Annotated in this window: 17 protein-coding genes; 11 read left to right on the top strand and 6 right to left on the bottom strand. The window is 67.3% G+C overall.

Features of this window, described 5'->3' with window-relative positions; all coding sequences use genetic code 11:
* Positions 1–56: 56 nt before the first annotated feature.
* On the bottom strand, positions 57–2,783 hold the full coding sequence (locus N4G66_RS10495) for a transglycosylase domain-containing protein (RefSeq protein WP_261703742.1): 2,727 nt from the start codon (positions 2,781–2,783) through the stop codon (positions 57–59).
* Positions 2,784–3,157: 374 nt separating this feature from the next.
* Between N4G66_RS10495 and N4G66_RS10490 the strand changes: the two genes are divergently transcribed.
* The 4 genes from N4G66_RS10490 (at position 3,158) to N4G66_RS10475 (ending at position 6,913) form a co-directional block, all read left to right on the top strand.
* Positions 3,158–3,841, top strand: a complete 684-nt coding sequence (locus N4G66_RS10490) for a PadR family transcriptional regulator (RefSeq protein ID WP_261703741.1) — start codon at positions 3,158–3,160, stop codon at positions 3,839–3,841.
* A gap of 43 nt (positions 3,842–3,884) precedes the next feature.
* Complete coding sequence (locus N4G66_RS10485) at positions 3,885–4,967, top strand: inositol-3-phosphate synthase (RefSeq protein ID WP_261703740.1); 1,083 nt, start codon at positions 3,885–3,887, stop codon at positions 4,965–4,967.
* A 78-nt stretch (positions 4,968–5,045) separates the two neighbouring features.
* Positions 5,046–6,308 carry an MFS transporter gene (locus tag N4G66_RS10480; RefSeq protein WP_261703739.1) on the top strand — a complete coding sequence of 421 codons (1,263 nt, stop codon included), beginning with the start codon at positions 5,046–5,048 and terminating at the stop codon, positions 6,306–6,308.
* A 119-nt stretch (positions 6,309–6,427) separates the two neighbouring features.
* Positions 6,428–6,913, top strand: coding sequence for an LppU/SCO3897 family protein (locus tag N4G66_RS10475; protein WP_261703738.1), 486 nt, complete (start codon positions 6,428–6,430; stop codon positions 6,911–6,913).
* A gap of 101 nt (positions 6,914–7,014) precedes the next feature.
* On the opposite strand, the gene N4G66_RS10470 is transcribed toward N4G66_RS10475, so the two are convergent.
* Entirely contained in the window at positions 7,015–8,481 is a 1,467-nt protein-coding gene (locus N4G66_RS10470) for a CCA tRNA nucleotidyltransferase (RefSeq protein ID WP_261703737.1), read from the bottom strand.
* A 222-nt stretch (positions 8,482–8,703) separates the two neighbouring features.
* Between N4G66_RS10470 and N4G66_RS10465 the strand changes: the two genes are divergently transcribed.
* From N4G66_RS10465 to trxA, 7 genes are all read left to right on the top strand, one after another.
* Complete coding sequence (locus N4G66_RS10465; RefSeq protein WP_261703736.1) at positions 8,704–11,124, top strand: DUF6049 family protein; 2,421 nt, start codon at positions 8,704–8,706, stop codon at positions 11,122–11,124.
* 46 nt (positions 11,125–11,170) lie between these two features.
* Positions 11,171–13,405, top strand: a complete 2,235-nt coding sequence (gene murJ, locus N4G66_RS10460; RefSeq protein WP_261703735.1) for a murein biosynthesis integral membrane protein MurJ — start codon at positions 11,171–11,173, stop codon at positions 13,403–13,405.
* A 118-nt stretch (positions 13,406–13,523) separates the two neighbouring features.
* Positions 13,524–15,212, top strand: a complete 1,689-nt coding sequence (locus tag N4G66_RS10455; RefSeq protein WP_261703734.1) for a protein kinase family protein — start codon at positions 13,524–13,526, stop codon at positions 15,210–15,212.
* A 67-nt stretch (positions 15,213–15,279) separates the two neighbouring features.
* Positions 15,280–16,011, top strand: coding sequence for an RNA polymerase sigma factor SigM (sigM, locus tag N4G66_RS10450; protein WP_261703733.1), 732 nt, complete (start codon positions 15,280–15,282; stop codon positions 16,009–16,011).
* The gene (locus N4G66_RS10445) at positions 16,008–16,916 is read left to right on the top strand and encodes a hypothetical protein (protein WP_261703732.1); all 909 of its coding nucleotides are present in this window, start codon (positions 16,008–16,010) and stop codon (positions 16,914–16,916) included. The genes sigM and N4G66_RS10445 overlap by 4 nt, the downstream gene beginning before the upstream one ends.
* Positions 16,917–17,165: 249 nt before the next feature.
* Complete coding sequence (gene trxB, locus N4G66_RS10440) at positions 17,166–18,131, top strand: thioredoxin-disulfide reductase (RefSeq protein WP_261703731.1); 966 nt, start codon at positions 17,166–17,168, stop codon at positions 18,129–18,131.
* Between the two features lie 43 nt (positions 18,132–18,174).
* Positions 18,175–18,507: a thioredoxin gene (trxA, locus tag N4G66_RS10435; RefSeq protein WP_007383275.1), complete on the top strand. Its 333-nt coding sequence runs from the start codon at positions 18,175–18,177 to the stop codon at positions 18,505–18,507.
* Between the two features lie 127 nt (positions 18,508–18,634).
* Here the strand turns inward: trxA and N4G66_RS10430 are convergent, their stop codons facing one another.
* The 4 genes from N4G66_RS10430 to rsmG all read right to left on the bottom strand — a co-directional run bounded on the left by N4G66_RS10430 (position 18,635) and on the right by rsmG (position 22,825).
* Entirely contained in the window at positions 18,635–19,252 is a 618-nt protein-coding gene (locus tag N4G66_RS10430) for a GNAT family N-acetyltransferase (RefSeq protein WP_261703730.1), read from the bottom strand.
* A gap of 329 nt (positions 19,253–19,581) precedes the next feature.
* Complete coding sequence (locus N4G66_RS10425; RefSeq protein ID WP_261703729.1) at positions 19,582–20,676, bottom strand: ParB/RepB/Spo0J family partition protein; 1,095 nt, start codon at positions 20,674–20,676, stop codon at positions 19,582–19,584.
* Entirely contained in the window at positions 20,673–21,746 is a 1,074-nt protein-coding gene (locus N4G66_RS10420) for a ParA family protein (protein ID WP_261703871.1), read from the bottom strand. The genes N4G66_RS10425 and N4G66_RS10420 overlap by 4 nt, the downstream gene beginning before the upstream one ends.
* Before the next feature lie 362 nt (positions 21,747–22,108).
* Complete coding sequence (rsmG, locus tag N4G66_RS10415) at positions 22,109–22,825, bottom strand: 16S rRNA (guanine(527)-N(7))-methyltransferase RsmG (protein WP_261703728.1); 717 nt, start codon at positions 22,823–22,825, stop codon at positions 22,109–22,111.
* Between the last annotated feature and the right edge of the window lie 31 nt (positions 22,826–22,856).

Genomic DNA, 22,856 nt, shown 5'->3' with positions numbered 1-22,856 from the left:
GCGGCCCTCGTTTCACATGAAACGGTGTGTTTCACGTGAAACACACACGGAGGCGGCTATCCGTTCGACCCTCCGAAGAGGCCTCCGCTGCCGTTGCCATTGCCTCTACTGGTCGAGCTGGTGGTGGATTCCGACGGGGAGGCGCTCACCCCGCCGTCGGTGCCACCTGTACTGGTGCCTCCGGTATCGGTCCCACCCGTGGTGCTGCAGGTCCAGTCGAACTTCTTGCAGGTCTCGCTCGCCGAGGGCGAAGGAGACGTCAGGGTCTCACTGGGGGTCGGAGTCGGTGTCGGGCTCGGCGACTCGCTCACCGTGGCCGACGGGGTCGGCGTCGGGCTCGGAGTGTCGTTGAGGACTTCACCGATGTCCTCGGGCACCGGGAAGGACTCCGCCTTCTGCCCCTTGAGCGCGACCTCCATGTAGTCCCGCCAGATCTGAGACGGGAACGATGCACCGTGGATGGTCTTCTCGCCACCCGTGCCGTACATCTGCAGGAACTCGCGATTCTTATTGGTCTCGTCATCGTCCAGGCGGTACATGCCGATCGCCGTGGACAGCTGCGGGGTGTACCCGACGAACCAAGCGGACTTGTTGCCGTCGGTGGTACCGGTCTTGCCGGCCACCTCACGGCCCTTCAGCTGGGCGTTGGTACCGGTGCCCTTCTCGACCACGGTCTTCAGAACGTCCGTGACGTTGTCGGCAACCGCCGGGGTGAAGGCCTCCACGGTCTTCGCGACACGGTCGTGCTGGAAGACGTTGCCATCCGCGTTGGTCACGCTCTCGACCGAGTACGGATCCCGCTGCTTTCCGCTGGCCGCAAAGGTGGCGTACGCGCCGGCCATGCGAATCGCACTCGGGGAGGAGGTACCCAGGGAGAACGACGGGAACCTGGAACTGGCGAGGCTCGACTCCTTGATGCCGGCGCTCAGGACGGCGTCCTTCACCTTGTCCAGGCCGACGTCCATGCCCAGCTGGACATAAGCGGAGTTGACGGACTCGCGCATCGCCTCACGCAGGTCGATCTTGTAGGAGGGCGGGTTGAGGGACTGATGGCCGTCGTTCTGCTGCAGCCACTCCTTGCCCTTGTCGTCCGTCCAGTCGGTTCCGTTGTAGTCCTTGATCTTGAGCCCGTTCTTGCCGCTGTACAGGCTCTTCGGCGAGACGATGGTGCGTTCGTCCTGTGCCTGGGACGGGCCGCCCTCGGGATCCCTGGCACCCCAGGACATCGCGGCCGCCAGCACGAAGGGCTTGAACGTCGAACCCACCTGGGCACCGGTCTGGTCGGCGTTGTCGGTGAAGTGCCTGGTCGCGTCCACACCGCCGTAGATGGCCTCGATCGCACCGCTGTCCGGATTGACGGACGCTCCGCCGAACTGGACGTACTTGTCGTTCTTCGGGCGCAGCTTGGGCTTGATATTGGCCTTCTGCACCTTCTTCACCGCGGCCTCGAGCGCGTTGACCTTCGTCTGGTCGAAGGTCGTGTGGATCTGATACCCACCCTGCCGAAGCTTGGTCTCGGTGATCTTCGTCTTGTCGCTGTTCTTGATCAGGTACGTGTTGGCCAGGTCGACCAGATAGCCGACCTGCCCGCTCAGCGCGGCGTTGGACCGCGGAGACTGGATCTTGGGGAACGTCTTGAACTCGTTCCGCCGCGTCTGGCTCAGACGGCCGTCCTTGACCTCTTCGTCGAGAATCCAACCCCAGCGGGCCTCGGCGCGCTTGCGGTTGGCCTCCTGCGTGGCGGCCGGGTCGATCGACGGGGCACCCGCGGGGTCGTAGTACGTGGCGCCCTTGAGCACCGCCGCCAGGAAGGCGCACTGACTCGGGTCCAGCTTCGTGGCGTCCTTGTTGAAGTAGGCATGCGCCGCGGCCTGGATGCCGTAGGCGTTACGCCCGTAGTACGCGGAGTTCAGATAGCCGGCCATGATCTGGTCCTTGGGCAGTTTGGCCCCGACCTTGATGGAGACGAACAACTCCCTGAGCTTGCGGGAGACCGTCTGTGACTGGTCCTGAAGCATCGCGTTCTTCACGTACTGCTGGGTGATGGTGGAGCCACCCTGCGTCTGGCCGCCCTTGGCCATGTTCACGAAGGCGCGGGCGATACCCATCGGGTCGACGCCGCTGTCGGTCTCGAACGTCTTGTTCTCGGCCGACATGACCGCCCATCGCATCTCCTTGGGGATCTGCGCGTAGCCGATGATCTGGCGGTTGGCCTCACCACCCGTGGCGACCATCTCGCTGCCGTCGGCCCAGAAGTAGACGTTGTTCTGCGCCTTGGCGGTCTTGCCGATGTCCGGGATGCCCACCAGGGCGTACGCGACGCCCGCGGCCGCGACCATACTGCCGCAGAAGCCGATGAACAGGCCCGTCACAAGCTTCCAGGACGGCACCCAGCGCGCGGCGCCGTACTTACCGGCGCGCGGGTAGTCGATGATTCGCTTTCGGGCAGGCTCGGGTGCGCGGCCTCGGCCGCGGCCCGGCCCGCCCGGACCCGGGGGACCACCGCGTCGGCCTCCCCCTCCTCCGGGGCCACCGTGTCCCGCGCCGTCGGCGGCTCTGCGCCGGCCTCCGCCGCTTCCTCGCTGTGTGGCTCGCCGTGCCTCGGCACGGCTGCCGAACGGGCTCTCTTCACCCCCCGAGTCATAAGAATCGGAAGGAGAGCCGGTGGCGTCTCGCGGTGCCTCGCGGCGGCCTGCGGACGGCCCGGTCTGTGGCTGGCCGCGCCGGGCCGCGGCACGTCCGCCGCCCTGCGGCTGCGGCGGTTTGCGACGGTGCTCGCTCATCGAACGATTACTCCTCGGGCAGGCGCACCTTTGCGCGCCTGGAAACGGCGGCTGGTTTCCGGTCCCCCCGAAGTACGGATGCGGTCGATCGTGCATTCACCCGTACTGCACCAAAGACGTTGACGTTCTCAGACGTCACTCGGTTCCCGGTGGTGTCCATGCCGCACAGACTACGCACCGTCAAAACCCACCTAGCACCGAAGTTCACCCCAAATCTGGCAACTTGCTTCGTATGAATCAGTGATGTGACGCCGTTCACTCCGGTTCCTCTTGTCGCATCCTCAAGGTCGTTCTATCGTGCTGATGTATCGAGTCGATACATCAGCACGGCATAAAGACCGTGCCGACGAGGCAGCGACAGGGAGGAGGCGACGATGAGCCGGCGTTCCGGGATTCTCGAGTTCGCTGTACTCGGCCTGCTCCGCGAGTCCCCGATGCACGGCTATGAGCTGCGCAAACGACTCAATACGTCACTGGGTGTGTTCCGTGCCTTCAGCTACGGAACGCTCTACCCCTGCCTCAAGACGCTGGTCGCCAACGGCTGGTTGATCGAGGAATCAGGATCCACACCCGAAGACGCCCTGACGGCAACGCTCGCAGGACGTCGCGCCAAGATCGTCTACCGATTGACGGCGGAAGGTAAGGATCACTTCGAGGAACTTCTCGCGCAGACGGGTCCCGACGCGTACGAGGACGAGCACTTCGCCGCTCGCTTCGCCTTCTTCGGGCAGACGTCACGCGACGTACGCATGCGCGTACTGGAGGGCCGCCGCAGCCGTCTGGAGGAGCGCCTCGAGAAGATGCGCGCCTCGCTGGCGCGCACCCGGGAGCGCCTCGACGACTACACGCTTGAGCTCCAGCGCCACGGAATGGAGTCCGTGGAGCGCGAAGTGCGCTGGCTGAACGAGCTCATCGAGAGTGAGCGGGCCGGACGGGACGTCAAACGTCTCGCCACCGACGGCTCCGCTCAGCAGGACAACACATCTGGAGAGACGGGCGGCCTGCCCCGGCACCGGGACAGTCCCCGGCCGGATCCGTCCGACGACACCGCCACGTGAGACCCATTCGGGGTTTCACCGATATACACAGGGAGCAACCGGAATGGGTTCGGTTCGCGTAGCCATCGTCGGCGTGGGCAACTGCGCCGCCTCGCTGGTTCAGGGCGTCGAGTACTACAAGGACGCCGACCCGGCGGCCAAGGTACCCGGCCTGATGCACGTCCAGTTCGGCGACTACCACGTCCGTGACATCGAGTTCGTCGCCGCGTTCGACGTCGACGCGAAGAAGGTCGGCCTCGACCTCTCCGACGCCATCGGTGCCAGCGAGAACAACACCATCAAGATCTGCGACGTCCCGAACAAGGGCGTCACGGTCCAGCGCGGTCACACCCTGGACGGTCTCGGTAAGTACTACCGCATGACCATCGAGGAGTCCGCCGAGACCCCGGTCGACGTGGTCCAGGTCCTGAAGGACAAGCAGGTCGACGTCCTGATCTGCTACCTGCCCGTCGGTTCCGAGGCCGCGGCGAAGTTCTACGCCCAGTGCGCCATCGACGCCAAGGTCGCCTTCGTCAACGCCCTCCCGGTCTTCATCGCCGGCACCAAGGAGTGGGCGGACAAGTTCACCGAGGCCGGCGTCCCGATCGTCGGCGACGACATCAAGTCGCAGGTCGGCGCGACCATCACGCACCGTGTGATGGCGAAGCTGTTCGAGGACCGCGGTGTCCGTCTTGAGCGCACCATGCAGCTCAACGTCGGCGGCAACATGGACTTCAAGAACATGCTGGAGCGCGACCGCCTCGAGTCCAAGAAGATCTCGAAGACGCAGGCCGTCACCTCGCAGATCCCCGACCGCGACATGGGCGAGAAGAACGTCCACATCGGTCCCTCGGACTACGTGGCCTGGCTCGACGACCGCAAGTGGGCGTACGTCCGCCTCGAGGGCCGCGCCTTCGGCGACGTCCCGCTGAACCTGGAGTACAAGCTCGAGGTCTGGGACTCCCCGAACTCGGCCGGTGTCATCATCGACGCCCTGCGCGCCGCGAAGATCGCCAAGGACCGCGGTATCGGCGGCCCGATCCTCTCCGCGTCGAGCTACTTCATGAAGTCCCCGCCGGTCCAGTACTTCGACGACGAGGCCTTCGCCAACGTCGAGAAGTTCATCAAGGGCGAGGTCGAGCGCTAAAGCACGGTTTCGTGCTTGCTGTTGAGGGTCCCCGGGCTTGTTGCCCGGGGACCCTCCTCGTATGTGAGGCTGTGCCCCATGGCCGTCGTGCGTGACCTGCGCGTCCTCCTGCGCTTCCAGGAATTCAGACGCCTGCTCGGTGTACGGCTGCTGTCCCAGGGCGCCGACGGCGTCTATCAGGTCGCGCTGGCCACCTATGTGGTCTTCTCACCGGAGAAACAGACCTCGGCGGCCTCGGTCGCCTCCGCGATGGCGGTGCTGCTGCTCCCGTACTCCCTGATCGGCCCCTTCGCGGGGGTCCTGCTGGACCGATGGCGGCGTCGACAGGTTCTTCTGTACGGCAATCTGCTGCGCACGGCGCTGGCATGTGTGACAGCTGTCCTGATGCTGAGCCATGTACCCGACTGGCTCTTCTACGCCTCCGCCCTCTCCGTCACCGCGGTCAACCGCTTCGTCCTGGCCGGGCTGTCGGCCGCGTTGCCCCGTGTCGTCGACCCGGACCGTCTGGTGCTGGCCAACTCGCTTTCACCGACCGCCGGAACGCTCGCGGCGACCATGGGCGGAGCTCTCGCGTTCGCCGTACGGCTGGTCGTCGCGGACTCCGACGCTGCGGTGGTCCTCGTAGGAGCGGCGCTGTATCTGTGCGCGGCCCTCGCCTCGCTGCGCATCGCCCCGGACCTCCTCGGGCCCGACCAGGAACTGGTCCACCCCCACTTGGCCACGGCTCTCGCCGGCACCGCGCGAGGCCTTGCCGCGGGTGTACGTCATCTTGCGGAACGCCCACGGCGGGAGGCGGCCTGGGCTCTGATGACGATGACGCTGATGCGCTTCTGCTACGGCGCCCTGACCGTCATGGTGCTGATGCTCTGCCGCTACGCGTGGGCATCCGGCTCGGACGACGGACTCGCGCTTCTGGGCCTGGCCGTGGGTGTCTCAGGGGCCGGCTTCTTCGTCGCCGCCGTGGTGACACCCTGGGCTGCCGGACAACTGGGCCCGGGCCGTTGGATCGCTGTCTGCGCCGGTGCCGCCGCGGTCCTGACACCCGCGCTCTGTCTCCCGTTCGCCCCCACACTCACACTGGTCGCCGCGTTCACGCTGGGCGTGACCACGCAAGGGGCGAAGATCGCCACGGACACGATCGTGCAGTCCTCCGTCGATGACGGCTTCCGTGGCCGGATCTTCTCCGTTTACGACGTCCTGTTCAACGTCGCCTTCGTCGGAGCGGCCGCGGTAGCCGCCCTGATGCTTCCTTCTGACGGACGGTCGGCTTCCCTCGTCGTGACCGTGGCAGCGGTCTACGCATCAATTGCGGTCACTATGGCCCGCTTTGAGCTCCAGTAAGTGTCACATCAGTGCCACAGAGCCACTTCGGGCTACTGCATTGTCAGAGGGCACCGATAGCTTACGTGCGTCTTATTTCACGTCACGCGTCACGCGTCTACGTTCCAGGGGGATCCCCAGTGACAACTCCGCCACCCCAGGGCCAAAACCCGTTCGCTCAGGGCCAGCCGCCCCAGGGTCAGGCCCCGTACGGCCAGCAGCCCCCGCAGGGATACCCGCAGCAGCCGGGTCAGCCCGGGTTCCCGCAGCAGCCGACCGCCGGGTACGCCCCCGTCCCGCCGCAGCGCCCGAAGCGTGGCATCAAGCAGTACCTGCGCATCGGCATCGTGGTCTGTGCCGTCATAGCCGCCGGCGTCGGCTACCTGACGAGCCGACACGACCCGGACACCGCGAAGGTCGGCGACTGCATGAGCATCGGCAACCCGGACAGCGCCACGAACCCGGACCTGAAGGTCGTGGACTGCGGCAACTCCAAGGCAAAGTTCAAGGTTGAGCAGAAGAAGAGCGACAACTCTGGTTGCGACCGCACCAAGTACGCCGAGTACACCCAGACGGGCGGCAGCAAGGACTTCACCCTCTGCCTGTCGGAGATCGCCGCCAAGTAGCACCGGGCTGTGACGCGAAGGGCCGGTGTTTCACGTGAAACACCGGCCCTTCGCGTCACCGGGGCAATGTTTCACGTGAAACATGACCGGCTGACCACTCCTCAGCCCTGCTCGGCCCACCACTCCTTGAGCGCCGCCACCGCCGCGTCATGCTCCATCGGGCCGTTCTCCAGCCGCAGTTCCAGCAGGAACTTGTACGCCTGACCGATCGCAGGGCCCGGGCCGATACCCAGAACCTCCATGATCTCGTTGCCATCGAGGTCAGGACGGATCGCGTCGAGTTCCTCCTGCTCCTTGAGCTCAGCGATGCGATCCTCCAGCCCGTCGTAGGCCCGGGAGAGCGCGGCCGCCTTGCGCTTGTTGCGCGTGGTGCAGTCGGATCGGGTCAGTTTGTGAAGACGGTCGAGGAGCGGGCCGGCGTCACGGACGTAGCGGCGGACAGCGGAGTCAGTCCACTCGCCGGTGCCGTACCCGTGGAAGCGCAGATGCAGTTCGACCAGACGTGAGACATCCTTCACGAGATCATTCGAGTATTTGAGCGCCGTCATCCGCTTCTTGGTCATCTTGGCGCCCACCATCTCGTGGTGGTGGAACGAGACCCGCCCGTCCTGCTCGAAGCGACGCGTTCGCGGCTTGCCGATGTCGTGGAGCAGCGCGGCAAGCCTGAGAATCAGATCAGGCCCGTCCTCTTCCAACGCCATCGCCTGTTCCAGAACGATCAGCGTGTGTTCGTAGACGTCCTTGTGCCGGTGGTGCTCGTCACTCTCCAGCCGCAGCGCGGGAAGCTCGGGGAGCACGTGGTCGGCGATCCCGGTGTCCACGAGCAGCGTCAGGCCCTTGCGCGGGTGGGCGGACTGGATCAGCTTGTTCAGCTCGTCCCGCACCCGCTCCGCCGAGACGATCTCGATACGCCCGGCCATGTCCGTCATGGCGGCAACGACCTCGGGTGCCACCTCGAAATCGAGCTGCGCGGCGAACCGTGCGGCGCGCATCATCCGCAGCGGATCGTCGGAGAAGGACGCCTCCGGGGTGCCCGGGGTACGCAGAACGCGAGCGGACAGGTCGTCCAGACCACCGTACGGGTCGATGAAGTCCTTCTCCGGCAGCGCGACAGCCATCGCGTTCACCGTGAAGTCACGACGCACGAGGTCTTCCTCGATGGAGTCACCGTAGGACACCTCCGGCTTGCGCGAGGTCCGGTCGTACGCCTCGGAGCGGTAGGTCGTGATCTCGATCTGGAACGACTGCTCCGCATCGCCCACGCGGGCGTCCTTCTGTGCCCCCACCGTGCCGAAGGCGATCCCGACCTCCCACACCGCGTCCGCCCAGGGCCGGACGATCTTCAGTACGTCCTCGGGTCGGGCGTCGGTCGTGAAGTCCAGGTCATTGCCGAGCCGACCGAGGAGCGCGTCCCGGACCGAGCCGCCGACCAGGGCGAGTGAGAACCCGGCCTCCTGGAAACGGCGGGCGAGCTCGTCGGCGACAGGAGACACCCGCAGCAGTTCACTCACCGCGCGGCGCTGCACCTGGCTCAGGGCACTGGAATTGTCTTCATTGGCGTTCGGCACAACAGAAAAGGGTACGTGGCCGAGCCCCCCGGGAGCGCCCGGATAAATCCCACACTCGTACCCACAACTTTTTCGCGGGCAGAATACGCGCACATACAGGACAGTCGCACCCTTCCCCGATCTTGTGGACCACTCCGCGGCACTTACTCTCAGCGCACCTCGTTACGATGCCTGGACGCACATTCCGACGACCACTGACGACGACGAGGGACGGGCGAGCGCGTGGCCGAGGCGGCAGACTTCCAAGGGACGAGTCCCTCACCTGCCCGCCGGTGGCTCCGGCGCAGCGGTGCACTGCTGGCCGGGGCGCCGCTGCTGGCCGGGCTGCTCCAGCTGCCCTTCAGCACGCCCTCCCAGGCCGCGGAGAAGGCTGCTGCGGCCGCTGCGACAGGGTCGTCCGGCCCTGTCGACGTCAGCCTCGACTCACTGAGCCCCAGCGTCCCCACCGACGGCGACACGATCACGGTCTCGGGCTCGGTCACCAACACGAGCAAGCAGACGGTCACGGACGGCCATGTGGGCATCCGCGTGGGACCGTCCCTGAACACCCGCTCCGCCATCGACACCGCCTCGAAGCGCACCAGCTTCCAGCCGGGCCTCGACGCGCTGGAGGTCGGGGGCAAGTACGTCACGAAGGTCACCAAGCTCGCCGCGGGCAGCTCGCAGCACTTCAGCATCTCGGTGCCCGTCAAGGACCTCGACCTCGGCTCCGACGGCGTCTACCAGCTCGGCGTATCGCTGACGGGCCGGACGACCGCACAGCCGTGGGACCAGGTCCTCGGTATCGAGCGGACGTTCCTGCCCTGGCAGCCCGCGGCGGCGGACACGAAGACGAAGACGACGTACCTCTGGCCGCTCATCTCCACCGTCCACCTCACGGCGGAGACCGGTTCGGACGCGCAGCAGACGCCCGTCTTCAAGAACGACGACCTGGCCAAGGAGATCTCCCCGGGCGGGCGCCTGGACCAGCTCCTGTCGCTGGGCAGCCAGCTCGATGTCACCTGGGTGCTCGACCCGGACCTGCTGGCCTCCGTCGACGCGATGAGGGGCGGCTACCGGATCCAGCAGGCGGACCGCACGACCATCGCCGGGAGGAACCAGGCGGTGGCCAACAGCTGGCTCGACAAGCTCGAGAAGACGGTCCGAGGCCAGAGCGTCGTCGCGCTCCCCTTCGCCGACCCCGACCTCGCGTCGCTGGCCCACCACGGCAAGGACATCACCGGATCCCTGAGCCACCTCAAGGACGCCACCGATGTAGCGGCCGGCACGGTGGAGACGATCGTCCACGTGAAGCCGAGCACGGAGTTCGCCTGGCCCGCGAGCGGCGCGGTGGACCCGTCGATCGTCAAGGTGGCCACGTCGGCCGGAGCGGACAAGGTGATCGCCCGCAGCGACAGCCTGCGCGAGACGGGCGGCCTGCCCTACACGCCCAGCGCCGCTCGCCCCATCGGCGGCGGAACGACGGCGGTGGTAGCGGACCAGCGGCTGTCGACCGCGTTCCAGGGCGACATGATGAAGGCGGACAACTCCACGCTCGCCGTCCAGAAGTTCCTCGCGCAGAGCCTGATGATCAACCTGCAGGAATCGAAGGATCCGCGCAGCATCGTCGTCGCTCCGCAGCGCATGCCCACCGCGAGCCAGGCACAGTCGATGGCCGAGGGGCTGCGGGCGCTCCAGCAGGGGAACTGGTCGGAGTCCCAGGGGCTGATCGAGGCCGCCAAGGCCAAGCCGGACCCCGGCGCCACCACGAAGGTGCCCCCGACATCCTCGTACCCCTCGGCACTGCGCCACCGGGAGCTGCCGCGCGCGGCCTTCGAGCGGATCCAGGCGACACAGGCCAAGCTCGACAAATTCCGGATGATCCTGACCGACGAGTCCCGTGTGGTCACGCCGTTCGGGCGGGCCATAGACCGGGGGATGTCAGCGTCCTGGCGCGGCCGGACCACTGAGGCCGCAGCGTTCCGGCACGGTGTCGAGACGTATCTCGACGGGCTCATGGGCCTGGTGCACCTCATCAAGAAGTCGGACGCGAAGCTCTCCGGGCGCAGCGCCACTATCCCCGTGACCGTCCAGAACAACCTCGTGCAGGGCGTCGGCCATCTGGTCCTGCGGCTCACCTCGCAGCAGCCCACCCGCCTCAAGATCGGCAATGGCCCGTACTACGAGCAGCCGATCCAGGTCGCGGGCGAGCACAGCCAGTCGGTCAAGTTCACGACATCCACCAAGGCCAACGGCCCGGTGCAGGTCGTCGCCCAGCTCTACACGGAGGACGGGCAGCCGTACGGAGACCCGGTTTCCTTCGAGGTGAAGGTCACCGAGATCACCTCCACGGTGATGCTCGTCATCGGCGGCGGAGTCCTGCTTCTCGTGCTCGCCGGTTTCCGGATGTACACGCAGCGTAAGCGTGCGGCGGCCCGGCAGGCCGAGGAGGATACGGAGAACGGTCCCGAGGCAGGGGGCGGGAGCGAGGACACGGACGGCACCGTGGACACTGACACCACCGAAGACTCCGAGGCCGGTCCCGAACGGGCCTGCGACTCGGAGTCCGGGGCAGACGACCCGGAGCACCCGAGTGACCCAACACCGGACACCGCACCGGAAAGCGCCGACCCGTCCGGCACGGGTGAGAGAGTGGACCGTTGAGCGATGTCGTGGCCGGTGGGCCCGGGGACGATGAGGTGGGGCAACCATGAACGCGCCGTACGACGGTGACCGCGGCCAGGGCGCGGGCTCCTCGGGCTTCCCCGAGGACCACCCGGACCAGGACGCGGGCCGCTCCGGCTACCCCGAGGGCACTCCGGAAGCCGGTCAGATGCCGCCGGGGTCTCCCGCGGACATGTACCTCCAGGACGCCTACGACCAGGATCCCTACCGGGCGCAGGACCTCTCCGCCCAGGACCCGGTGGCGGAGGCGCTCTACGACCGTGCCGCGCATCCTCCGCCAGCGCCCGGAACGTACGCCCCCCAGCAGTCGCTCTATGCCCAGCCACCCGCGTCGCAGTACGCCCCCGACCCTCGGATGTGGGCTCAGACGCCTCCTCCGGAACCGGCCGGACCGACGCGCCACCTGCCGTACGGGGACGATGCCCGGACCACCCAGTACGTGGGGGTGGACGACCTGGTCACCCAGGCCGGCGGGGAGCAGCATGAGCCCGACGCCTTCGCTCATCTCTTCCGCGATCAGCAGCAGGGCGGCGTCCGTCATGCCTATGCCTCCCCCGCGGTCCCGGCCCCGGCTCCCGAGCCGGCTCCGGCCGCCGCTCAGCCGCCCGCGGCCGCTCCGGCGAAGTCCGGCGGCCGCGCCTCCGGCTTGCTGAAGTCGAGCGCCGTGATGGCGGCGGGCACGCTCGTGTCCCGTCTCACCGGCTTCGTACGCACCATGATCATCACGGCCGCTCTGGGGGCTGCGACACTCGGTGACGCCTGGACCGTCGCGTACACCCTGCCGACGATGATCTACATCCTGACCGTCGGCGGCGGACTCAACTCGGTCTTCGTGCCCCAGCTGGTGCGGTCCATGAAGGAGGACGAGGACGGCGGTGAGGCGTACGCCAACCGTCTGCTGACAGTCGTCATGGTCGCCCTCGGTGTGATCGTCACCGCCGCGGTCTTCATCGCGCCGCTGCTGATCCAGCTGATGTCGGACTCCATCGCGAGCGACCCCGCGGCCAACAACGTGGCCGTCTCCTTCGCCCGGTACTGCCTGCCCACGATCTTCTTCATGGGCGTGCACGTGGTGATGGGCCAGATCCTCAACGCCCGCGGGAAGTTCGGCGCGATGATGTGGACTCCGGTCCTGAACAACATCGTCATGATCTTCACGTTCGGCATGTTCCTCTGGGTCTACGGCACCGCCCGGCACTCCGGTATGAAGGTGGACAGCATCCCGCCGGACGGCATCCGTCTGCTGGGCATCGGCACCCTGCTCGGTCTGGTCGTGCAGGCCGCGGCGATGGTCCCGTATCTGCGCGAGGCAGGGTTCCGGTTCCGTCCGCGCTTCGACTGGAGGGGCCACGGTCTCGGCAAGGCCGTCAAGCTCGCCAAGTGGACCGTGCTCTTCGTTCTCGCCAACCAGGCCGGCGTACTCGTCGTCACACAGCTGGCCACGGCTGCGGGCAAGGCCTCGGGCAAGGGCGGAGCGGGCATCCTGGCGTACGCCAACGCCCAGCTGATCTGGGGCATGCCGCAGGCGATCATCACGGTCTCCGTCATGGCGGCCATGCTCCCGCGGATCTCGCGAGCGGCTCACGACGGTGACCCGGGAGCCGTCCGTGACGACATCTCGCAGGGGCTGCGGACCTCCGCGGTGGCGATCGTCCCGGTGGCCTTCATGTTCGTCGCCCTGGGCATCCCCATGTGCACCCTGCTCTTCGGCTCCAGCGGCATCCAGCCCGCCCAGTCCCAGGGCTATGTCCTCATGGCCTTCGCGCTCGGTCTGATCCCGTTCTCGGTGCAGTACGTGGTCCTGCGTGGCTTCTACGCCTACGAGGACACCCGCACCCCCTTCTACAACACGGTCATCGTGGCCGCCGTCAACGCTGCCGGGTCAGCTGTCTGTTACGTGGTGCTGCCCGCGCAGTGGGCGGTCGTCGGCATGGCCGGCGCGTACGGACTGGCGTACGCCGTGGGCGTCGGAGTGGCCTGGCAGCGACTGCGCAGGCGGCTCGGCGGCGACCTGGACGGTGCGCGCGTGCTGCGCACGTACGCGCGCCTCTGCCTGGCCTCCATCCCTGGCGCCGTGGTGGGCGGCGCCGTAGGCTTCGCGATCACCCAGGCTCTCGGATACGGCGCGATCGGTTCGATCGTGGCGCTCGTCGCCGGTTCGATCGCCCTGCTCGGTGTCTTCTACGTCGCCGCGCGCAAGATGCGCATCGAAGAACTCAATTCAATGGTCGGAATGGTCCGCGGGCGCCTGGGGCGCTGAGTCGGGGGTACGCGCACAACCATCGTCCGTCGCCGTGTGTCGTGCATAGCGTCGGACTGTGGGCACAATTGGTTTCTGCGTCGGACAGCGCGCAATGGATGGGGAGGCAGGGACGACGGTGGCGGAACGGAGCACGGCTGCCGTCGACGTGGCAGACAACAGCGGTGACGAGCCGCTGACCGCCAAGGCGGACCAGACCACGTCCGACGGGGTGGCCCACAACCGGGAGCGGGAAACGGACAGCGAAGAGGCACAGGGGAGCGGCGGGACCGAGAGTCCCGGAAAGGCCTCACCGCCCGAACTTCACAGTGGTCACAAACTCGCCAGGCGCTACCGCCTCGAAGAGTGCGTCACCCGTCTGGACGGTTTCAGCAGTTGGCGCGCGATGGACGAGAAGCTCCGCCGTGCCGTCGGTGTACACCTGCTGCCCGCCGATCATCCGCGGGCCCGCTCAGTACTGGCGGCGGCCCGTTCCTCCGCCCTGCTCGGCGATCCCCGGTTCGTCCAGGTCCTGGACGCGGTCGAGGAGAACGACCTCGTCTACGTGGTGCACGAGTGGCTGCCGGACGCAACCGAGCTCACCGCGCTTCTCGCCTCGGGTCCCCTCGAGGTGCACGAGGCCTACCAGATGGTCAGCCAGGTCTCCCAGGCCATGGCCGCCGCGCACCGCGAGGGCCTCGCCCATCTGAAGCTGACCCCGGGCGCCGTGCTGCGCACATCGTCCGGCCAGTGGCGCATCCGCGGGCTCGCCGTGAACGCGGCGCTTCGCGGCATCAGTTCGGACACTCCGCAGCGCACCGACACGGAAGCGATCGGCGCCCTCCTGTACGCCGTCCTCACACAGCGCTGGCCGTACGAGAACGACGCCTACGGCCTGTCAGGGCTGCCCAAGGGCGTCGGTCTCATCGCGCCCGACCAGGTACGTGCCGGTGTACACCGGGGCCTGTCGGAGCTCGCCATGCGCGCGCTCGCCAACGACGGTGCGACCGCCTCCCGCCACGAGTCCCCGTGCACCACGCCGGAGGAGCTCGTGAAGGCGATCAGCGAGATGCCCCGCATCCGCCCGCCGGAGCCCGCGTTCACCGCACCGCCCGAGTACCAGCGCACGACGTACCAGCAGGGCACATACGGCCGCCAGTCGCCGCGTCCGGGCGTCCCCCAGCCCGTGCCGGCTCCGCCGCCCCCGCTGCAGAGCCGTACCGGCACAGCCCTCAAGTGGGCCGTCTCGGCTCTTCTCATCGCCGCACTGGGCCTGGGGAGTTGGCAGTTGGCGGACGCGCTGATGGACCACAGCAACTCCGACGACACCAAGAAGACCCAGACGACGGACGGCAACGAGAAGGGCCCGACGAGGACGGCCAGCAAGTCGATCGCTATCAGCGGTGCGCGCGATTTCGACCCGTTCGGCGACGGTTCCGAAAAGCCTTCCGACATAGACAAGGTCTACGACAGCGCTTCGGGTACGTACTGGCAGACGGACTTCTACAAGAGCGCAGACTTCGGACGGTTGAAGCAAGGGCTCGGCGTCATCCTCGATCTCGGCAAGGTCCAGCAGGTCGGGAAGGTGACCGTCTCGTTCGTGGGGGCCACTTCCGTTGAACTCCGCGCCGCCTCAGGTGACACGGCTACGCAGCCGCTCTCCTTCAACAGCTACACCAAGGTCGCCAACGGCTCGGGCACGGCCGTGTCACTCAAGCCCGTCAAACCCCTCAAGACACGGTACTTGCTGGTCTGGCTGACACAGCTGCCGCAAACGGATGACGGCACCTACCGGGGCAGAGTGATGGACATCAAGGTGACCAGCTAGAACACCCTGGCCATCACGGATGGCAAGTTCACCGGCTGACGTTCGTCGACGGAGGGGAGGGGGTCCGATGGCCGATGAAGTCGCGTACGGCGAAGCAAGCGATCAGGACCTCCTGGCCCGCCACGTCGAGGGCGATCCTGACGCCTTCGGCGAGCTTGTGCGGCGCCATCGCGACCGCCTGTGGGCGGTGGCGCTGCGTACGCTGGGAGACCGCGAGGAGGCCGCTGACGCGGTCCAGGACGCGCTCGTCTCGGCCTACCGGGCCGCCCACACCTTCCGGGGCCAGTCGGCCGTCACGACCTGGCTGCACCGCATCACGGTGAACGCCTGCCTGGACCGAGCCCGCAAGGCGGCTTCCAGGAAGACATCCCCCGTTGATGACACCCAGCGCCTGGAACAGCTCCTCGAACCGCACGAGTCCGCCTCCGCTCCGGCCGAGCGCAATGACCTCCACCGCGAGCTCATCGGCGCGCTGGGCACCCTCCCGGCCGACCAGCGAGCCGCTCTCGTCCTCGTGGACATGCAGGGCTACCCCGTGGCCGAGGCGGCCCGCATCCTCGATGTCCCGACCGGCACGGTGAAGAGCCGCTGTGCGCGCGGCAGAGCCAGACTGCTTCCCCTGCTCACCCATCTCCGCTCGGAGAACTCGGGTGACGAGGAGCCCAAGAAGTCGGGCCGCGGACGGAACCGGACGCAGGGGACATCCGTCCCACCCGCAGCGGGACCGCAGGAATCGGGACCCCGGGGCGCAGAGCCAGGCGATTCAGCTGCTGTGAAGGGCGGAGGTGGGCGAGCGTGACATCCACGACGGACAAGGCCGGGCACCCGGACGTCGCGGAGATCTCCGACCTCACCGAGGGTCTGCTCTCGCCATCCCGCACCGAGGACGTACGACAGCACCTCGATGGGTGCGTGCTCTGCACCGACGTGTACGACTCCCTGGAGGAGATCCGCGGCCTGCTGGGTACCCTGCCGGGTCCCCAGCACATGCCCGACGATGTGGCCGGACGTATTGATGCCGCCCTCGCCGCGGAAGCCCTGCTGAGTGCCACAGCTCCCGATGAGGCATCTGACACGGACGACGACCGCGCTCACGTTTCACGTGAAACGTCGAATGCCGGCGGCCCTTCGGGACATCCCCGTGCGGCCACCGGACCCGGTCGTCCTCATCGAGCGCGCCATGGACGCCGCAGGGCGGTCCTCCTCACCACCGCCTTCGCGGTCGTCGCCCTGGGCCTGGGCGCGATCCTCGTGCAGTCGTTGGGCGACGACAGCTCCGGCAGCACCCACCAGACGGCGACCCAGCAGGAGTCGGGGTCGCGGAGCACCTTCTCCGAGAAGACTCTGAGGAGCGAGGTCTCGGACCTTCTCGCGAAGAACAAGAAGTCGGGTGACAGCTCGGCCAGTGCGAAGCCCTGGGGTGTCGAGTCGCAGGACGGCGGAACCGACTCGGGCGGGGTCAAGACCTTGATCACCCCCACACCCGCCGTGCCCCAGTGTGTCCAGCAGGGGACCGGAGACCCCGGGGTACTCCTCGCCGCCAAGGAGGGCTCGTACCAGGGGACAGGCGTCTACCTCCTCGTGGTGTCCGATGTCGCCGACAAAGCCAGGGTCACGGCCTACATCGTCGACTCCTCCTGCTCGAAGCAGACCTCTCCGTCGCCGGGCCGGCTGCTGCTGACACGGTCGTACACGCGGTCCTGAACGCCTCGGTTTCAGGTTCCTGGGCACATCCACCGGCACGCTCCAGAGCGTCTCGTTCGCACGCCCTGACGCTTCGAAGCCCAGCGGTGTGCTTCCCAGACGTCGCTTGGCATCTCCGTCCGACAGCCGGTCTCCGTGTGCCCTGACACAGCGGGAATTGAAGCCCCTTAGGATCCGTTGGGTGGGGTGAGAGTACTGAGAGAGGCTCCCACCGGTACGCAGCAGTCTCCAGAGACGAGGAATCAAGTCGTGAGCGACGTCCGTAACGTGATCATCATCGGGTCTGGGCCCGCCGGCTACACGGCGGCGCTCTACACCGCGCGCGCGTCGCTGAAGCCGCTGGTCTTCGAAGGCGCCGTCACCGCAGGCGGTGCGCTGATGAACACCACCGAGGTGGAGAACTTCCCCGGCTTCCAGGACGGCATCATGGGCCCCGAGCTCATGGACAACATGCGCGCCCAGGCCGAGCGCTTCGGTGCCGAGCTGGTCCCGGACGATGTCGTCGCCGTCGACCTGGCGGGCGAGATCAAGACCGTCACGGACACCGCCGGCACGGTGCACCGCGCCAAGGCCGTGATCGTCACGACGGGCTCGCAGCACCGCAAGCTCGGCCTGCCCAACGAGGACACGCTCTCCGGGCGTGGCGTCTCCTGGTGCGCGACCTGTGACGGCTTCTTCTTCAAGGACCATGACATCGCCGTGATCGGCGGTGGCGACACCGCGATGGAGGAGGCCACCTTCCTCTCGCGCTTCGCCAAGTCCGTGACCATCGTCCACCGCCGGGACAGCCTGCGCGCCTCCAAGGCCATGCAGGAGCGCGCCTTCGCCGACCCGAAGATCAAGTTCATCTGGGACAGCGAGGTCGCCGAGATCAAGGGCGACCCGAAGCTGGCCGGTCTGACGCTGCGCAACCTCAAGAGCGGCGAGACCTCGGAGCTGCCGGTGACCGGTCTGTTCATCGCGATCGGTCACGACCCGCGCACCGAGCTCTTCAAGGGCCAGCTCGACCTGGACAGCGAGGGCTACCTGAAGGTCGCCGCGCCTTCGACCCGCACGAACCTCACCGGTGTCTTCGGCGCCGGTGACGTCGTCGACCACACGTACCGCCAGGCGATCACCGCGGCCGGTACCGGTTGCTCCGCCGCCCTCGACGCCGAGCGCTACCTGGCCGCCCTTGCGGACAGTGAGACCGCCGCCGCGGCCGCCACCGTCTGATCCCCCGTCCGCCCCACCGCACCACCAAGTTAAGGAGCCCGCCGTGGCCGGCACCCTCAAGAACGTGACCGACGACTCCTTCGAGCAGGACGTCCTCAAGAGCGACAAGCCCGTCCTGGTGGACTTCTGGGCCGCCTGGTGCGGTCCCTGCCGCCAGATCGCCCCGTCGCTGGAGGCGATCGCCGCCGAGTACGGCGACAAGATCGAGATCGTCAAGCTCAACATCGACGAGAACCCGGGCACGGCCGCCAAGTACGGCGTCATGTCGATCCCGACCCTGAACGTCTACCAGGGTGGCGAGGTCGCCAAGACCATCGTCGGTGCGAAGCCGAAGGCCGCGATCGTGCGCGACCTCGAGGACTTCATCGCCGAGTAGTCGATAACGGCCGCACGCGCGGCGTGTGTTTCACGTGAAACACGAATGGGCCAGCCCGTCGGGGCTGGCCCATTCGCTTTACCTGGGGGACGCCGGTCGCAGATGGACGAGCTCGATCAGCCGGCCGTCACAGAGGACGAAGCGCCGGCTCCTTCTGTACCGCTCCAAGAAGACGGTCCAGCGCCATCTCCACGTCTTCCTTCCAGGAGAGCGTCGTCCGCAGTTCCAGCCTCAGACGGGGATACCTGGGGTGAGGGCGCACGGTCTTGAAGCCCACCGCGAGCAGATGGTCGGCGGGAAGCACACAGGCCGGTTCCTTCCACCGGGCGTCCCCGAAAGCCTCGATCGCCTTGAAGCCCCGACGGAGCAGATCCTTGGCCACCGTCTGGACCATCACCCGGCCCAGACCCTGTCCCTGATAGCCCGGCATGATGAACGAGGTCATGAGCTGAACCGCGTCCGCTGCCACAGGGCTTGTGGGGAACGCCGTGGAGCGGGGGACGTAGGCGGGCGGCGCGTAGAGCACGAAGCCCACCGGTACATCGTCCACGTAGGCAACCCGGCCGCAGGATCCCCAGTCCAGCAGGACCGAGGAGATCCACGCCTCCTTCTCCAGACCGGGTGTGCCCGCCTTTACCGCGGCTTCACTGCTGACGGGATCCAGTTCCCAGAAGACACACGCACGACAGCGCTGGGGAAGGTCCGGAAGGTTGTCCAGCGTGAGCGGTACGAGCCGACGCCCCATGAAGGATGTTCCTCGCTTCCTTCGCCCGCGGCGTCACGGGCGGCTGTCAGATGGCTCCGCTCTCTGAGCAGGCTGCCGACGAATCCGCCGATCGCTCCCAGGCCCAGGCCTGCGGTCACCAGTCCGGTACGGCTCACGGTTTGCATGGCCCCCGCCTCCCCGATGAAGGTGCTGCCAGGTGGATGCGCCATACCCAATCGCATCGTATCCACGATGCGATTCCATCGATACCGCCAGAACGCAAAGAGCGGGCCGTGTTCCGGTGGGCACCCGAACACGGCCCGCTCTCGCGGTGAACCGATCGAACATCGATCGGCCGGGAAGCCGACTCAGTCTTCCGCGTCGTCGGAGTCGTCGTCCAGAAGGCTCTTCTGAAGGACCGGTCCCTCGCCCGGGGCGAGGGAGCCGAGAATGCGCTCAAGGTCTTCCATCGAAGCGAACTCGACAGTGATCTTGCCCTTCTTCTGCCCCAGGTCGACCTTCACGCGGGTCTCGAAGCGGTCAGAGAGACGTGTCGCCAGATCGCTCAGCGCCGGAGAGACCCGGCTTCCGGCCCGCGGCCCCTTGGAACGCTGAGCCGTCTGGGGACGCGATCCCATGAGGGTGACAATCTCCTCCACGGCCCGCACCGAGAGTCCCTCGGCGACGATGCGGTGAGCCAGACGGTCCTGCTCCTCCGAGTCGTCGACGGCGAGGAGCGCCCGCGCATGCCCCGCGGAGAGAACCCCGGCGGCAACACGGCGCTGAACCGACGGCGAGAGCTTCAGCAGACGCAGGGTGTTGGAGACCTGCGGACGCGACCGTCCGATCCGGTCCGCCAGCTGGTCGTGCGTGCAGTTGAAGTCCTTGAGCAGCTGGTCGTAGGCCGCCGCCTCTTCCAGCGGGTTCAGCTGAGCCCGGTGAAGGTTCTCAAGGAGCGCGTCCAGGAGAAGCTTCTCGTCCTCCGTGGCCCGCACGATCGCCGGAATGGCCTCAAGGCCTGCCTCACGACAGGCCCGGAAGCGGCGCTCTCCCATGATGAGCTCGTAGCGCGTCGGACCCACCTGGCGCACGACGACAGGCTGGAGGAGCCCGACCTCCTTGATGGAGGTGACGAGCTCGGAGAGAGCGTCCTCGTCGAAGACCTCACGCGGCTGTCGCGGGTTCGGCGTGATGTAGTCGAGGGGCAGTTCGGCGAAGTGAGCACCGACAGGCGCCTGAAGCGTCTCCAGGACTCCGTCCGACGACAGCTCCTCCGTTTCATGTGAAACAGGCGGCAACGTGGTCACCTTGGCCGCCGCCACCCCGCGCTCCGCCGTGAGTACGGGTCCGGCAGCCGGCGAGGAGGATGCCCCACTCGCCGAAACACCCGGACGCTCACCTGTCGGAGCCGCAGGGATCAGTGCGCCAAGGCCCCGCCCCAGACCCCGTCGTCGCTCACTCACTGGATCCCCTCCACCATGTTCTGATCGTTCTGTCCGCCCACATGGGCATGCTGCGCGTCGTACGCCATTCCGACTCCTCGGAGGGCGATTTCGCGGGCGGCCTCAAGATACGAGAGAGCACCGCTCGAACCCGGATCGTAGGTCAGAACCGTCTGCCCATAGCTCGGAGCCTCCGAAATACGGACCGAGCGCGGAATGCTCGTCCGCAGTACCTCCTCGCCGAAGTGGCTGCGCACCTCCTCCGCGACCTGGGACGCGAGGCGCGTCCGGCCGTCGTACATGGTGAGCAGAATCGTCGAGACGTGGAGGTCGGGGTTGAGATGCCCTCGTACCAGGTCGACGTTGCGCAGGAGCTGCCCCAGGCCTTCCAGTGCGTAGTACTCGCACTGGATGGGAATGAGGACTTCCGCGCCGGCGACCAGCGCGTTGACCGTCAGCAGGCCGAGCGACGGCGGGCAGTCGATGAGGATGTAGTCCAGCGGCTGCTCGTACGCCAGGATCGCTCGCTCCAGCCGGCTCTCACGGGCCACCAGAGACACCAGCTCGATCTCCGCACCAGCGAGATCGATCGTGGCGGGGGCACAGAAGAGGCCCTCGACATCAGCAACCGGCTGAACGACCTCGGAGAGCGGCTTGCTGTCGATCAGCACGTCATAGATCGATGGGACCTCGGCGTGGTGGTCGATACCCAGCGCGGTGGAGGCATTGCCCTGAGGGTCGAGGTCGATCACCAGAACCCGGGCACCGTGCAGGGCCAGCGAGGCAGCAAGGTTGACCGTGGTCGTGGTCTTACCCACCCCGCCCTTCTGGTTGGCGACCACCATGACTCGGGTCTGCTCGGGCCGTGGCAGGCCCTCACCGGCGCGACCTAGCGCCTCCACAGCCAGCTGGGCAGCACGACCGATGGGAGTGTCGTCCATTGGGGGCGGTGTTTCACGTGAAACATCCTCCCCCATCGACTCGGTACGGGGACCGGGGACCGGATCGGTCATCGGTCCCGCGATGTTGGCGTCGGACCGCAAGGATTCACTCTCCTCGACTTCAGGCTCGCAATGAACAGAGCCTCCCATGCCATCGGGGTCGTGAACCAGCGAGGCCCGTTGTTCTGTGGAGAAATCCACCTCTGTGGACAACTCCACACCCTCTCCGAGTGAACCGAGGGGCCTCCGATCGCGAGGTTCGGCCGCGGCGCGGCCTCGACTGATGATGCCGTGCAACAGTGAGCGACGTTTCACGTGAAACACGATGCCCAGCCACTCGGGCCATCACGGCGCGACACTCCGATACATATGGGTTTGGCAGTATTTATGGAGACTGTCCTCCCGTCAGGGCCGATCCAACGGAAGTGACAAATAACTCCCGGCCCTGAACACAGAAACTCCCGGCCCCGTCATGCGGGAACCGGGAGTAGCGATACTCACATCGTCCAGGATCAGCGCCGACGGCGCGTCCGGCCCGTCCTCGCGGCCTTGGCCCTCTTCGCCGCGAAGCGCACACCGCCGGGGCTCTCGCCCACCTCCACCCGCACCACGGTGGACAGCGGGTCCACGATGCCCTCACCGACATGCAGGATGGATGTCTCGACAGCGCCGAGCTTGCTCAGCGCCGTGGCAGAGGCCTTCAGCTCCTCCTCGGCGGTGTCGCCCTTGAGAGCCAGCATCTCGCCGTACGGGCGCAGCAGAGGAATACCCCAGGCCGCCAGCCGGTCGAGCGGGGCAACCGCCCTGGCCGTCACCACATGAACCGGCTGCAGCTTCCCCATGACCTCCTCGGCGCGGCCGCGCACGACGGTCACATGATCGAGACCGAGCAGCTCCACGACCTCGGTGAGGAAGGTGGTCCGGCGAAGCAGAGGCTCAAGCAGCGTGATCTTGATGTCCTCCCGGACGAGCGCCAGCGGGATACCGGGCAGCCCCGCACCGGAACCGACGTCGCACACGGTCACACCCTCGGGCACGACCTCGGAGAGCACCGCGCAGTTCAGCAGGTGCCGCTCCCACAGCCGGGGCACTTCACGGGGGCCGATCAGCCCGCGCTGCACGCCCGCCTCGGCCAGCAGTTCCGCGTACCGGACCGCGTCCGCGAAGCGATCACCGAATACCTCGCGCGCCTGCTCGGGCGCGGGGGGAAGCTCCGCTGCCTCCGTCACGGGGGACCGTCCTTCCGTACCGCATAAGCGC

The sequence above is a fragment of the Streptomyces rhizosphaerihabitans genome, from assembly GCF_025399795.1.
Classification (GTDB): domain Bacteria; phylum Actinomycetota; class Actinomycetes; order Streptomycetales; family Streptomycetaceae; genus Streptomyces; species Streptomyces rhizosphaerihabitans.
This window is presented reverse-complemented; position numbering and strand designations above follow the sequence as displayed.